The following is a 13392-nucleotide window of genomic DNA, read 5'->3' as shown; positions in this document are numbered from 1 at the left end:
AAGAATGGGGGCCGTGAGCACAGACGACGGCGGCACGCCCGCACCGCGGAGGCGACGGAACCCGGCCAGCGGATCTTCCGAGACGGCGAAGAAGTCCACCACCGCCAAACCGGCGACCGCCAAGAAGGTCCCGTCGAAGTCCACCGCACGCGACACCGCCGCCCGTGCCACCGCCGGCAAGGCCCGCACCCGCAAGACCACGTCCCCGGCGGCGACGACCACGCGGCGCCGCAGCTCCACGCAGGGCAACCCGCGCGGCGCAGAGGAGTTCCGGGCCGTCCCGTCGGCGCCGCCCGCGGTCACCGCGGCGCCGACAGCCGTCGAGACGCTGCCCGACGACCGGTACTTCAACCGCGAGCTGTCGTGGCAGGACTTCAACGCGCGCGTGCTCGCGCTGGCCGAGGACGAGTCGCAGCCGCTGCTGGAGCGGGCGAAGTTCCTCGCCATCTTCGCGTCCAATCTGGACGAGTTCTACATGGTCCGCGTCGCCGGCCTGAAGCGCCGCGACGAGACCGGCCTGCTGGTGCGCAGCGCGGACGGGCTCACCCCGCGCGAGCAGCTCGGCTACATCGCCAAGCGCAACCAGGACCTCGTCGAGCGGCAAACCGGCGCCTTCGAGAAGCACCTGCGCCCGCGGCTGGCCGAGGAGGACATCCACATCGTCGGCTGGGCCGACCTGGCCGGCGCCGACCAGCTGCGGCTGTCCAGCTACTTCTCCGAGCAGATCTTCCCGGTGCTGACGCCACTGGCCGTCGACCCGGCGCACCCGTTCCCCTACATTTCGGGCCTCTCCCTCAACCTCGCGGTGACGGTCCGCGACCCGGAGGGCGGCACCGAGCGCTTCGCCAGGGTGAAGGTGCCGAGCAACGTGCCGCGCCTGATGCGCGTCGAGACCGAGCGCACCAGCCGGACGGCGACGTTCCTGCCGCTCGAAGAGCTCATCGCCGCGCACCTGGGCGAGCTGTTCACCGGCATGGACGTCACCGAGCACCACGTCTTCCGCGTCACCCGCAACGCCGACTTCGAGGTCGACGAAGACCGTGACGAGGACCTCCTCCAGGCCCTCGAGCGCGAACTGGCGCAGCGCCGCTTCGGCCCGCCGGTGCGCCTGGAAGTCGCGCAGGACATGAGCGAGCACATGCTCGAGCTGCTGCTTCGCGAGCTGGACGTCGACCCGGCCGACGTCGTCGAGGTGCCCGGCCTGCTCGACCTGACCTGCCTGCACCAGCTGTCCGCTGTGGACCGCAAGGAGCTGAAGGACCGGGCGTTCGTCCCGGCGACGCACCCGGCGTTCGGCGAGCGCGAGACGCCCAAGAGCGTCTTCGCGACGCTGCGCGAGGGCGACGTGCTGGTCCACCACCCGTACGACTCGTTCTCGACCAGCGTGCAGCGCTTCATCGAGCAGGCGGCGGCCGACTCGAAGGTGCTGGCGATCAAGCAGACGCTGTACCGGACGTCGGGTGACTCCCCGATCGTCGACGCGCTGATCGACGCGGCGGAGGCGGGCAAGCAGGTCGTCGCGCTGGTGGAGATCAAGGCGCGGTTCGACGAGCAGGCGAACATCACCTGGGCGCGGACGCTGGAGCGCGCGGGCGTGCACGTCGTGTACGGCCTGGTCGGGTTGAAGACCCACTGCAAGGTGTCGATGATCGTGCGCCAGGAGGGCTCGACCATCCGCCGCTACTGCCACATCGGCACCGGCAACTACAACCCGAAGACAGCGCGGCTGTACGAGGACATCGGCCTGTTCACCGCCGACCCGAGCATCGGCGCGGACGTCACGGACCTGTTCAACGTGCTCACCGGCTACTCGCGGCAGGACACGTACCGCACGATCCTGACGTCGCCGCACGGCATCCGCCGCGGCATCGTGCGCGCGATCGGCGAGGAGATCGAGCTGGCGCGGGCCGGGCAGGCCGCCGGGATCCGGATCAAGTGCAACTCCCTGGTCGACGAGCAGGTCATCGACGCGCTCTACCACGCGTCGCAGGCCGGGGTGCCGGTCGAGATCGTGGTGCGCGGGATCTGCACGCTCAAACCCGGCGTCGAAGGGCTGTCGGAGAACATCCACGTCCGGTCCATCCTCGGCCGGTTCCTGGAGCACTCGCGGATCTTCAACTTCCGCGCGGGCGGGACGCACTGGATCGGCAGCGCGGACATGATGCACCGCAACCTGGACCGGCGGATCGAGGCGCTGGTGCGCGTCAAGGACCCGAAGCTCACCGCGCAGCTCGACAACATCTTCGACTCGGCGCTGGATCCGGAGACGCGCTGCTGGGTGCTGACCGCGAGCGGCGAGTGGTCGCCGTTCCCGGCCGAGGGCTCGCGCGTGCGTGACCACCAGCTGGAGCTGGCGAAGCTGCACGGGGCCGCCGGATGACCCAGGAGGTACGGGCGGCCGGCGCGGTGCTGTGGCGCGTCGCCGGCGGCGCGACGGAGGTCGCGCTGGTGCACCGCCCGCGGTACGACGACTGGTCGTTTCCGAAGGGCAAACTCGACCCGGGCGAGACGATCGCCGAGGCCGCGGTGCGCGAAGTGCGGGAGGAGACCGGGTTCACGGCGGTCCTCGGCCGTTCCCTGGCCCGCACGGCGTACCGGGTGCCGTCGCGCACCGGCTCCGGCACGGTGCCGAAGACGGTCGACTACTTCGCGGCGGAAGCGGTCTCCGGCGAGTTCGAGGCGAACGACGAGGTCGACGAGCTGCGCTGGCTCGACCCGATGGCGGCGGAAAAGCTGCTGACGCGGCCGGAGGACGTCCGGGTGCTGCGGGCGTTCGGCGAGCTGCCGGTGGGGTTGACGACGCTGTTGCTGGTGCGGCACGCCAAGGCGGGCAAGCGCGACGAGTGGTCCGGCGACGACGACCTCCGGCCGTTGTCCGAGGCGGGTCAGCGCCAGGCGGTGGCGCTGCGCCGGGTCCTGTCGTTGTTCGGCCCGGACCGCGTGCTGTCGGCGCCGAGGCTGCGCTGCGTGCAGACGGTTCACGGAGTGGCGGAGGACGTCACGGCCGAGGTCCGCCACGAGCCGTTGTTCTCGGAAGAGGGCTATTGGCCGGACCCGGTCCTGGGCATAGCGCGGCTCCTGGCGGTGGCCGGAGACGGCGGAACACCGGTGGTCTGCAGCCAAGGCGGAGTGATCCCGGACCTGGTGAGCGCCCTGGCGGACCGCGACGGGGTGAAGCTGTCGGCGGCGCGCGGCGGGGTGGTGCCGAGCAAGAAGGGCTCGTTCTGGGTGTTGTCGTTCCGCCCGCCAACGGACTCGGAAGGCCCGGTGCTCCTGGCGGCGGACTACCACCCGAGCGCCCTCCCGGCCCCCTCCCCCAGCCACTCCTGAGCCGTCTGTCCCAGCCACTCCCGAGCCGTCTGTCCCCCAGCCACTCCGAGCCGTCTGTCCCCCAGCCACTCCGAGCCGTCTGTCCCCCAGCCACTCCGAGCCGTCTGTCCACATCCAGCCGATGCTGTGGACAGCTCCGGCCAACAGAGGCCGATCCGCCGGTTTCGTCGCCCACCACCGATAGACTGGACCTGGGGACGCCCCCCGGAGAGGGTGGGGGAGCTTCCGGGCCTGCTTTGCGGCTTCACCGCCGTGAACGGGACGCTGCCGCCCGAACCTGCACCCCACCCAGACCTCCCCACCGCCCCGATCCGAAGCCACAACACGGCCGGCAGTGCCGGGTCAAGGCACGCTTTCCCGCCTTGACGCGGTACTGCCGGCCGTCGTCACAATTGTGGCTCGGGGTGGTGGGCACCCACCTACCATCGGCCAAGGCACCCCGGCTCATCGCCCAAGGCGACCTGACACCACCCAGCTCAGCCGCACATTCAGACCGAGCCCAACCAGCAGCCCCCCACTCACCACCGCAACAGCGACCGACTTCGCCGAAACCCTCCCCAAGAACCCCGCTGTCACGACAAGACAGCGGCATGACAGTCGATCTTGGTGTACTTGTCCCGGGTCCCGCTGGGCTGCGCCGGGCTAGGGGTACGGCGCATCCCCGGGCGAGGGGGTTTCTGTCGGCACCGTGGCCAACAGGGCCTGGACCTCCGCGGCGCGGGGGTCGCCGAGGCGCTGGCTGACCGTCAGCGCCTCGGCCCAATGGCCACCGGCCTCGTCCGAGCGGCCGGTGCGGCGCTTCAGCCGGCCGAGGGTGATGTGGACGTCGATCGTCCCGTAGTCGGCGTTCAGCTCCTTCAGCTCGGCGAGCGCGTCGAGCCCCGCCCGCTCCGCTTCGCCGTGTCGGCCGGCTCCTTCGAGCGCCTCGGCGACGTTCCCCAGCGCGAGCGCCGCGTGATAGCGATCGCCGAGTTCGGCGAAGGCTTCATGGGCTGCCTGGGCGGCTTCGGCGGCGTGGTCGTAGTCGCGGAGGCCGATGCGGCTGGCGCTGACGTTGAGGAGCGCGTGCGGCACGAACGTGCGCTGACCGTGGTCGCGCGCGAGGTGGACGGCTTTGAGGGCGTAGCGCTCGGCTTCGGCGTATTCGGCACGGACGTAGTAGGCGCCGGCGAGGTTGGACAGGATCGCCACCGTCAACGCGGTGCCGTCGCCGCCCTCGGACGCCGCCCGCGCTTCCTCCAGCGCTTCGATCGCCTTGTCGGGCTGGAGGGTGCGCAGGTAGGCCGAACCGAGGTTGTTGGCGCTGTACTGCAGCCCCATCCCGTCGCCGGCCTCCCGCGTGGCGGCGACGGCCGCGCGTGCGGTGGTGATCCAGTCGTCGCGGTCGTGGCGCTCGGCGAAGAAGCCGCGCAGGAGCCAGGCGAGTTTCCAGGCGTGCGCGGTCCACCCGCGACCGGCGGCGATGCCGACGAGCGCCGTGAGGGCTTGGCGTTCGGTGGTGTACCAGGCGATCGTCTGCTCGTGCTGCGCGAACCCGACGGGCGGCAGCGGCGGGGGGTCGAGCGTGATGTCGTCGGTGAGCAGGTCGGGACGGACCAGTTTGTTCGCCTCGGCGACGCTGGCGAGGTACCAGTCGACGAGCCGGCGCAGCGCCGCCGCGCGCTCGGCCTCCGTCGTTTCGGTTTCGACGAGTTCGCCCGCGTAGACGCGCAGGAGGTCGTGGAACTGGTAGCGGTCGGTGCCGGGCTGGTTGAGCAGGTGGGCGGCGGCGAGCTGGTCGGCGAGTTCGCGCGCTTCACGCAGGTCCGCACCGGCGAGCGCGGCGGCCGAGGAGAGGCTGAAGCCGTGGCCGGGGTGCAGGCCGAGCAGCCGGAAGAAGCGGGCCGCGGCCGGGCGCAGTGCCTTGTACGACCAGGAGAACGCGGCCCGGAGGTCGGTCCCGGCGTCCTGCGGGTCGCGGAGGGTGTCAAGCCGCAGCCGCTGGTCGCGGAGTTCTTCGACGATGCCGGCGAGCGAGACGCCGGAAAACCGGGAAGCGCGTTCCCCGGCCAGCGCCAGTGCCAGCGGCAGGCGGCCGCAGAGCTGCACGAGTTCGGCGACGGCGCCGGGTTCGGCGGCGAGGCGCTGCGACCCGACGCTCCCGGCGAGCAGCGCGGTCGCGTCGCGGTCGTCGAAGGAGCGCAGGGCGATGCGGCGGGCGCCGTCGCGGGCGACGAGACCGCGCAGCTGGTTTCGGCTGGTCACGACGACGAGGTTGCCGGGCCCCGGCAGGAGCGGGCGGACCTGGTCGGCGTCGCGGGCGTTGTCGAGGAGCATGAGGGTGCGGCTGCCCGCCAGCCTGCTGCGCAGCAGCGCCGAGCGTTCCTCCACGGTGGAGGGCAGGGTCTCGGCCGGGACGCCGAGGGCGCGCAGGAAGCCGGCCAGGGCGGCGCCGGGTGTGACCGGGGTGTCCGCGGAGTGGCCGCGCAGGTCGAGGAACAGCTGGCCGCCGGGGAAGCGGTCGCGGACCCGGTGGGACCAGTGCACGGCCAGGGACGTCTTCCCGACGCCGGCGGTGCCTTCGATGACGACGATGCCGGACGCGCCGCCGGGCGGCAGCCGGTCGAGTTCGGCGAGTTCGGGGCCGCGGCCGGTGAAGCCGGCGACGTCGAAAGGCAGTTGTCGCGGCACGGTGTGGACGGCCGGATCGGCATCGGCGGCGAGCAGTTCGGCGTGCAGGCGACGGAGGTCTTCGCCGGGTTCGACGCCCAGTTCGTCGGCCAGCAACGCCCGCAGGCCGGCATAGCGGGCCAGCGCTTCGGCGCGGCGCCCGGCCCGGGCGAGGGTGCGCACCAGCCGTTCCCACAACGACTCCCGCAGCGGGTGCTGGGCGACGAGGTCGGTGAGTTCGGCGATCAGCCGCGCGTCGGGGACGAGCCCGGCGTCGAGGTCGATCCGCTGCTCGACGGCGAAGAGGTACCGCTCGGTCAGCAGCGGCTCCCATTCGGCGGCCAGGGTGGGTGAGCCGACGCCTTCGAGGGGGACCCCGCCCCAGCCGTCGAGCGCGCTGGTGAGCAGATCGCGGCGCCGGGCGGGTTCCGTCGCGGCGGCGGCCTGGTCGAGGGTCTGGAGGAAGCGCAGGGCGTCCACCCGGGACGGGTCGACGACCAGCCGGTAGCCGTCCGGTTCGGTGACGACGGTGTCTTCGCCGCAGAGCCGGCGCAGGCGCATCACGTAGGTCTGCAGGCTGCCCCGGATGTGCGCGGGCGGGGTCTCGCCCCAGACCCCGCGCGCGAGGGCATCGATCGACACGAGACGGCCGGCGGCGAGCGCGAGCGTCGCGAGCAGCGCACGCTGGCGGGAACTGGTCAGCACGACCGGCGAACCGTCGACGAGCACCTGGAACGGGCCGAGCAGCCGGATGTCGATGGTGGTCGCCCCCAGGTAAGCCGTCGCGCACCGCCGGGCCCACGCCGCATGCGGGCCCCGAGGAACGCAGCGTGGCATCACTCGGCCGGGCGCTCAAGCAACTTTGCGAAATTGGACGGAGCCGGTCCCGGGCCGGGGGTTGCGCCAGGTGGGTGACGCGGGGTGTCCATTCGGGAGGCTGCGGTCGGCAGTGGGTGACTTGCCACCCGCCTACGGTCGCCGGACGCGGCGGTCGCTCTACCGGAACGGTCGGGCTCGCGTACCGGGACGGTCGGAGGGTGTACCTGGGCAGTCGGCTCGCGTATCGCGAGAGTCCGTTCGCGAGCCCGGACAGTCGGCTCGCGTACCGGGAGGGTCGGTCTGCGTACCCCGGCGGTCGGCTTGCGTACCTGGACGGTCGGCTTTTGTCTTTCGAGGGTCGGATCACTTCTGCCGCAGCCCGGACATGCGGCAGGGCCCCGGCGCATGTCGCGCGGGGCCCTGCCGGAAAGCTCGTTCAGCTGGGGGTCGCCCCCTGGGGGTCCCCCGGAATTCACGTTACCGCAGGGGTACGACAGTTTTGGGCGGCTCAGTCCTTCTTCGCCGCCGCCGAGGTTCGCCTGGCCGGGGTCTTTGCCGCGGTGGTCTTTGTTCCGGTGGTGGTCTTTGCCGCGGTGGACTTGGCAGCAGTGGTGGTCTTGGCCGCGGTGGTCCTGGCCGGGGCCTTGCGCGTCGCGGTCGTCTTCGCGGCGGTGCTCTTCGCGGTAGTGCTCTTCGCAGCCGGGGACTTCGCGGCAGCGCTCTTCGCGGCCGTCGTCTTGGCGGCCGTCGTCTTGGCGGCCGTCGTCTTGGCGGCCGTCGTCTTGGTCGTGGCCGGCTTCGCTGCCGTGGCGCGAGTCCTCGTGGCCGTCGGCTTCGCCGCCGCCGAACCAGTTCGCGTGGTCGCCGGCTTCGGCGCCGCAGCGGTCCGGGAACTGCTCGTCGTGCGCCTGGCCGGGGTGGCCTTCGGCAGCTTCTTCGCTCCGGAAACGACGTCCCTGAAGGTGGTGCCGGCGCGGAACGCGGGCACATTCGTCTTCTTCACCCGCACCGCTTCGCCCGTGCGCGGGTTGCGGGCCGTCCGGGCCGCGCGGGCGCGCTTCTCGAACACCCCGAAGCCGGTGATGTTGACCTTTTCGCCCTTATTGACCGTCCGGATGATGATGTCGACCAGACCGTCGACCGCCTCCGCGGCGGCCTTCTTGTCGCCCAGGCGCTCGGTCAGCGCCTCGATCAGCTGGGCCTTGTTGGCCATGTCCAGTCCTCCAGGAAGGATCCACGGCCGCGTCGGCCGACTAGCGACACGGTATTACCACGCCAGCGCAAATCCAACCGGCCCGCGGAACTTTCCCTTGCGCCGGGACGGGTTCCGCCTCGCCCCTCACCCCGGCCAGAGGACAGTCCGGAAAACAAAAAGGGGCGGAATCCCTCTGTGACACAAAGGATTCCGCCCCGGAACCAGGCTAGCTCGCCACCACCGGAGTCGTCGTCGGCTTCCAGGACGGGCGGCTCGCCTCGAAGCTGTCGATCTCACCGGCATGGCGCAACGTCAGCGCGATGTCGTCGAGACCTTCCAGCAGCCGCCAGCGGACGTAGTCGTCGATCTGGAAGGGCGCGGTGAAGTCCTTGGCGCGCACGGTCTTGGTTTCGAGGTCGACCGTGACCTCCGTGCCGGGCTCGTTTTCCAGCAGCTTCCAGAGCAGCTCGACGTCGTGCTGCTCGCACTGCGCGGCCACCAGGCCGCCCTTGCCGGAGTTCCCGCGGAAGATGTCGGCGAACCGGGCGGAGATGACGACCTTGAAGCCGTAGTCCATCAGCGCCCAGACGGCGTGCTCGCGGGAGGAACCGGTTCCGAAGTCCGGTCCCGCGACCAGCACGCTCCCGTTCCGGAACGGCTCCTGGTTGAGGATGAAGTCCTCGTCGCCGCGCCAGGCGGCGAACAGGCCGTCCTCGAACCCGGTCCGGGTCACTCGCTTGAGGTAGACCGCCGGGATGATCTGGTCGGTGTCCACGTTGGACCGGCGCAGCGGGACGCCGACGCCGGTGTGCTGGGTGAACGGTTCCATGGCTGTAGCTCCTCGGGTGGTCAGCGGGCGGCGGTCAGCAGGTCTTCCGGCGACGACAGCGTGCCCCGCACGGCCGTGGCGGCGGCCACGAGCGGCGAGACCAGGTGCGTCCGGCCGCCCTTGCCCTGCCGGCCCTCGAAGTTGCGGTTCGACGTCGACGCGCTGCGCTCGCCCGGCTTCAGCTGGTCCGGGTTCATGCCCAGGCACATCGAGCAGCCGGCCTGGCGCCACTCGGCACCCGCCTCGGTGAAGACCTGGTCGAGCCCCTCGGCCTCGGCGGCCTTGCGGACGCGCATCGAGCCGGGAACCACCAGCATCCGGACCGAGTCCGCCACTTTCCGACCACGCAATACCTCGGCCGCGGCCCGCAGGTCCTCGATCCGGCCGTTGGTGCAGGAGCCGAGGAAGACGGTGTCGACGGCGATCTCGCGCAGCGGCGTGCCGGGCTTCAAGTCCATGTAGGACAGGGCTTTCTCAGCGGCGATGCGGTCGTTCTCGTCCGGGATCTGCTCCGGGTCGGGCACCTCGGCGCCCAGCGGGAGCCCCTGGCCGGGGTTGGTGCCCCAGGTCACGAACGGCGTCAGCGCGCTCGCGTCGAGGTGCACCTCGGCGTCGAACTCGGCGCCGTCGTCGGTGCGCAGCTGCCGCCAGTTCTCGACCGCCGCGTCCCAGTCCGCGCCCTGCGGCGCGTGCGGACGGCCCTTCAGGTACTCGAACGTCGTGTCGTCCGGCGCGATCATCCCGGCGCGGGCGCCGGCCTCGATCGACATGTTGCAGATGGTCATCCGGGCCTCCATCGAGAGGGCCTCGATGGCCTTGCCGCGGTACTCCAGGACGTAGCCCTGGCCGCCGCCGGTGCCGATCTTGGCGATCACCGCGAGGATGATGTCCTTGGCCGTGACGCCGGGGCGCAGCTCGCCGTCGACGGTGATCGCCATCGTCTTGAACGGACGCAGCGGCAGCGTCTGGGTGGCCATGACGTGCTCGACCTCGGACGTGCCGATGCCGAAGGCGATGGCGCCGAACGCGCCGTGCGTCGAGGTGTGGCTGTCGCCGCAGACCACGGTCATGCCGGGCTGGGTCAGGCCGAGCTGGGGGCCGATGACGTGCACGATGCCCTGCTCGGCGTCACCCATGGGGTGCAGCCGGACCCCGAACTCCTTGCAGTTGCGACGAAGGGTGTCGACCTGGGTGCGCGAGACCGGATCGGCGATGGGGAGCTCGATGTCCACGGTCGGGACGTTGTGGTCCTCGGTCGCGATGGTCAGGTCGGGGCGGCGCAGCTGCCGCCCGGCCAGGCGGAGGCCGTCGAAGGCCTGCGGGCTGGTGACTTCGTGCAGCAGGTGGAGGTCGATGTAGAGCAGATCCGGTTCGGCGCCTTCGCCTCGGCGCACGAGGTGGCTTTCCCACACCTTCTCCGCCAGCGTGCGGGCCTTGCCGGTCGGGCTGGTCATCTCCGGCTCCTTCCACGGTTCGTCGACGAACTCGGGCGCGCACCTGCGTGATCGGGTGCGAGCCGCGAAGGAGGGCGCAGCTCGAGTTCAGGGTTTTCCCAGATACTGGACTTCCCAAAGTGCGGGACGCTAGTATCGGTTCGTGGGACAGCATAGCGGTATCGGAGTACTGGACAAAGCAGTGGCCGTCCTGCAGGCGGTCGCGGACGACCCCTGCGGCCTCGCGGAACTGTGCACGCGGACCGGCCTCCCCCGGGCCACCGCACACCGGCTCGCGGTCGGCCTGGAGGTGCACCGGCTGCTGCGCCGCGGTCCGGACGGGCGCTGGCGCCCCGGTACGGCGCTGGCCGAGCTCGCGGGCGGTTCGACGGACCCGCTGCTCGACGCCGCGGGCGTGGTGCTGCCGAAGCTGCGCGACGTCACGGGCGAGAGTGTCCAGGTATACCGGCGCGACGGCGTGCAGCGCGTATGCGTCGCGACGGCGGAGCCGCCGAGTGGCCTGCGCGACACGGTGCCGGTGGGTTCGCGCCTGCCGATGACGGCCGGATCGGGCGCGAAGGTGCTCGCGGCCTGGGCGGACCCGCACACGCAGCGCACGATCCTGGCGGACGCGGTCTTCGGCGAGCGGACGCTCCTCGAAGTCCGGCGGCGGGGCTGGGCGCAGAGCGTGGCGGAGCGCGAGCCGGGTGTGGCGAGCATCTCGGCGCCGGTGCGGGATTCCGCGGGCACGGTCGTGGCGGCGGTTTCGGTGTCGGGGCCGATCGAGCGGATCGGCCGGAAGCCGGGAGCCCGGTGGGCGGCGGACCTTCTTGCCGCGGCGGACGCTCTGCAGGAGCGCCTCTGAGGTTTGCCCGGTTGTCCCCAGGCCGGTCCTGATGTGGACAAACGGGCCTGGGCGGCGGGATTTCCGGCAATGTTGTCGGCCGCGGCCGATACGCTGGACCCGGGGGGCGCCCCCGGGGCGGCGGCGGCGATTTGAGTGCGGGGGCTGATCGAGCGGATCGGCCGAAAGCCCGATGGGCAGCGGACCTTCTCGCCGCGACGGACGCTCTGCAGGAGCGGCTCTGAAATTTGCCGGGTCCGGTTCCCTTGGGCTGGTCCGGATGTGGACGCTCTGCAAGACCGCCTCCGGTGTTGGCCGAGCCTGGTTTCCCAGCTGGTCCAGATGTGGACGCTCTGCAGGAGCGGCTCTGAAGTTCGCCGGGTCCGGTCCCTCAGGCTGGTCCGGATGTGGACGATCCGCAGGAGCGCATCTGAGGTTTCGCCCGGCTTTCCCCAGCCCGGTCCGGATGTGGACAAACAACCCCGGACAGCGGCTTTCCCGGCAATCTTGTCGGCGCGGCCGATACGCTGGACCCGGGGGGCGCCCCCGGGGCGGCGGCGGCAAACCCGCAACCGATTGCGCCCGGCAGGTCCACCTGGCACCGTGGCCCGATGCTGAATCAAGTGGCCGACGGTGTCTGGGTGCGGCAGAGCGAGTGGGTCTGGAGCAACACCACCGTCGTCGAAACGGACGCCGGTCTCGTTCTCGTCGATCCCGGGATCCGCGGCTCCGAACTCGAGCAGCTCGCCGACGACCTCGACCGGCTCGGGATCCCCGTCGTCGCCGGGTTCTCCACCCATCCGCACTTCGACCACCTGCTCTGGCACCCCCGCTTCGGCGACGTCCCCCGGTACGCCACCGCCGCGAACGCCCGCATCGCCGGGGAAGCCCGCGAACGAGCCCAGGCCATGGCGAAGGAAACCGCGCCCGACATCCCTCTTGAACCGATCGCGCTCCTCACCCCGCTGCCCGAAGACCACGGGCCCATCCCCGGTGAGGTCATCGAGCACGACGCGCACGCCGTGGGCCACGCCGCCCTGCTCCTCGCCGATCGGGGTGTGCTCATCGCCGGGGACATGCTCTCCGATGTCCTGATCCCGCTCCTCGACCGCCGCCGTGGCGAGCCGCCCGCCTCCTACCTGGCCTCGCTCGACCGGCTGGAGGAGGCCGCCCGGCACGTCGACGTCCTCATTCCCGGCCACGGCGCCGTCGCCGGGAAACCGGAGATCGCCGCCCGGCTCGCCGTCGACCGGGCCTACCTGGAAGCCGTCGCGCGGGGCGAGGAGCCGGACGACCAGCGGTGGGGGAAGTAGCGCCGTTCGGGTGACCGTCGGCGAACTCGCGTATTCGGTGACGGCGGCCACGTCTCCTCTTAGTCAGCACCACCAGAGGGGGATGACCACCATGCACACCGAACTGAACCGCCGGGCGATGGCGATGCTGCGGGCCGTCGGGGCCGGGCGGGCCGAACTCACCTGCAGCTGCGAACCCGACCTGCGGGTCGACGGCCTGCCCTGCTGCGACCAGGCGACCGCGCACCAGCTGGCCCGGGCCGGCCTGATCCGGCCCGTGCGGGCCGTCGCCGTCGGCCAGTGGACGCGGGCCGAGCTCACCACCGAGGGCCTGCGGGTGCTGGGCGGCACCCTCGCCGCCGCGTGACGCAACCCGCGGGCCCGCTCACGCGTGTACCCGGCAAACGCGAGGGGGAGCCATGAAGATTGCCGCTGCTTTGCTCGGCACCTGCCTGTTGCTGACCGCGTGCGGGGGCACGACGCCGGCCCAGGCACCGCCGTCCCGGAGCCTGAGCCCGGTCGAAACCGTCACGTCCTCGCCGTCCGCCGATCCGGCCGCCGTGCGCTGGGTGGACGGCTTCTGCACCGCCATCCACGACTACCGGGAACGCACCAACCGGGAAGCCGAGCTCACGCCGCCGACGCCCGGCACCGTCGCCGAAGCGCAGAAGGCGCTCAGCGCGGAACTCGGCGGCATCGCGGCCCGCACCGGCGAGGCGGCCGGCAAGCTCGCCGCGCTGCCGCCCGCGCCGGTTCCGCTCGGCGACACCGTGCGCCAGGGGTTCGTCGCGAAGTTCACCAAGGCCCGGGACCGCGCGGCCGGTGCGAAGGCCGAGCTCGACCGCGCGAAGCCGGGCAACCAGGCTTCCCAGGGCCCCGCCGCCCAGGCCATCGAACAGGCGCAGCGGGACATCGACGGCACCTACGACCCGGTCGGGGCCATCACGGCGTCCCCGGAGCTGATGCGCGCCGCCGCCACGGCGCCCGGCTGTAAGGCCTGA

The 13392-nt window shown here is 71.8% G+C and carries 10 protein-coding genes; 6 read left to right on the top strand and 4 right to left on the bottom strand.

What is annotated here, in order from left to right; translation table 11 throughout:
• Window positions 1–4 precede the first annotated feature (4 nt).
• Complete coding sequence (locus tag ACFPLC_RS23600) at window positions 5–2380, top strand: RNA degradosome polyphosphate kinase (protein WP_378200954.1); 2376 nt, start codon at window positions 5–7, stop codon at window positions 2378–2380.
• The gene (locus tag ACFPLC_RS23595) at window positions 2377–3330 is read left to right on the top strand and encodes an NUDIX hydrolase (RefSeq protein WP_378200957.1); all 954 of its coding nucleotides are present in this window, start codon (window positions 2377–2379) and stop codon (window positions 3328–3330) included. Before ACFPLC_RS23600 ends, ACFPLC_RS23595 begins: the two co-directional genes overlap by 4 nt.
• Window positions 3331–3972: 642 nt before the next feature.
• Here ACFPLC_RS23595 and ACFPLC_RS23590 read toward each other — a convergent pair.
• From ACFPLC_RS23590 to leuC, 4 genes are all read right to left on the bottom strand, one after another.
• The gene (locus tag ACFPLC_RS23590; RefSeq protein ID WP_378200960.1) at window positions 3973–6816 is read right to left on the bottom strand and encodes an AfsR/SARP family transcriptional regulator; all 2844 of its coding nucleotides are present in this window, start codon (window positions 6814–6816) and stop codon (window positions 3973–3975) included.
• 490 nt (window positions 6817–7306) lie between these two features.
• On the bottom strand, window positions 7307–8011 hold the full coding sequence (locus ACFPLC_RS23585) for an HU family DNA-binding protein (RefSeq protein ID WP_378200963.1): 705 nt from the start codon (window positions 8009–8011) through the stop codon (window positions 7307–7309).
• A gap of 208 nt (window positions 8012–8219) precedes the next feature.
• Window positions 8220–8822: a 3-isopropylmalate dehydratase small subunit gene (leuD, locus tag ACFPLC_RS23580; RefSeq protein ID WP_378200966.1), complete on the bottom strand. Its 603-nt coding sequence runs from the start codon at window positions 8820–8822 to the stop codon at window positions 8220–8222.
• Window positions 8823–8842: 20 nt separating this feature from the next.
• Window positions 8843–10276, bottom strand: coding sequence for a 3-isopropylmalate dehydratase large subunit (gene leuC, locus ACFPLC_RS23575; RefSeq protein WP_191313794.1), 1434 nt, complete (start codon window positions 10274–10276; stop codon window positions 8843–8845).
• Window positions 10277–10418: 142 nt separating this feature from the next.
• Between leuC and ACFPLC_RS23570 the strand changes: the two genes are divergently transcribed.
• The 4 genes from ACFPLC_RS23570 (at window position 10419) to ACFPLC_RS23555 (ending at window position 13392) form a co-directional block, all read left to right on the top strand.
• Window positions 10419–11120 (top strand): IclR family transcriptional regulator, encoded by a 702-nt coding sequence (locus ACFPLC_RS23570; protein ID WP_378200969.1) that lies wholly within the window; start codon window positions 10419–10421, stop codon window positions 11118–11120.
• A 590-nt stretch (window positions 11121–11710) separates the two neighbouring features.
• Window positions 11711–12412: an MBL fold metallo-hydrolase gene (locus ACFPLC_RS23565; protein WP_378200972.1), complete on the top strand. Its 702-nt coding sequence runs from the start codon at window positions 11711–11713 to the stop codon at window positions 12410–12412.
• Between the two features lie 91 nt (window positions 12413–12503).
• A complete protein-coding gene (locus ACFPLC_RS23560) occupies window positions 12504–12758 on the top strand; it encodes a hypothetical protein (protein WP_191313796.1) in 255 nt (84 codons plus the stop codon).
• 52 nt (window positions 12759–12810) lie between these two features.
• Complete coding sequence (locus ACFPLC_RS23555) at window positions 12811–13392, top strand: hypothetical protein (RefSeq protein WP_378200976.1); 582 nt, start codon at window positions 12811–12813, stop codon at window positions 13390–13392.

The sequence above is a fragment of the Amycolatopsis plumensis genome (assembly GCF_042652605.1).
GTDB classification, from domain to species: domain Bacteria; phylum Actinomycetota; class Actinomycetes; order Mycobacteriales; family Pseudonocardiaceae; genus Amycolatopsis; species Amycolatopsis plumensis.
The sequence above is the reverse complement of the archived record's forward strand: the minus strand, read 5'-3'. Positions and strand labels throughout refer to the sequence as shown.

Excerpts from the sequence above, each read along its gene's own strand:
- ACFPLC_RS23600 (WP_378200954.1), top strand. The coding sequence starts at position 5 with ATGGGGGCCGTGAGCACAGACGACGGCGGCACGCCCGCACCGCGGAGG.
- ACFPLC_RS23595 (WP_378200957.1), top strand. The coding sequence starts at position 2,377 with ATGACCCAGGAGGTACGGGCGGCCGGCGCGGTGCTGTGGCGCGTCGCC.
- ACFPLC_RS23590 (WP_378200960.1), bottom strand. The coding sequence starts at position 6,816 with ATGCCACGCTGCGTTCCTCGGGGCCCGCATGCGGCGTGGGCCCGGCGG.
- ACFPLC_RS23585 (WP_378200963.1), bottom strand. The coding sequence starts at position 8,011 with ATGGCCAACAAGGCCCAGCTGATCGAGGCGCTGACCGAGCGCCTGGGC.
- leuD (WP_378200966.1), bottom strand. The coding sequence starts at position 8,822 with ATGGAACCGTTCACCCAGCACACCGGCGTCGGCGTCCCGCTGCGCCGG.
- leuC (WP_191313794.1), bottom strand. The coding sequence starts at position 10,276 with ATGACCAGCCCGACCGGCAAGGCCCGCACGCTGGCGGAGAAGGTGTGG.
- ACFPLC_RS23565 (WP_378200972.1), top strand. The coding sequence starts at position 11,711 with ATGCTGAATCAAGTGGCCGACGGTGTCTGGGTGCGGCAGAGCGAGTGG.
- ACFPLC_RS23560 (WP_191313796.1), top strand. The coding sequence starts at position 12,504 with ATGCACACCGAACTGAACCGCCGGGCGATGGCGATGCTGCGGGCCGTC.
- ACFPLC_RS23555 (WP_378200976.1), top strand. The coding sequence starts at position 12,811 with ATGAAGATTGCCGCTGCTTTGCTCGGCACCTGCCTGTTGCTGACCGCG.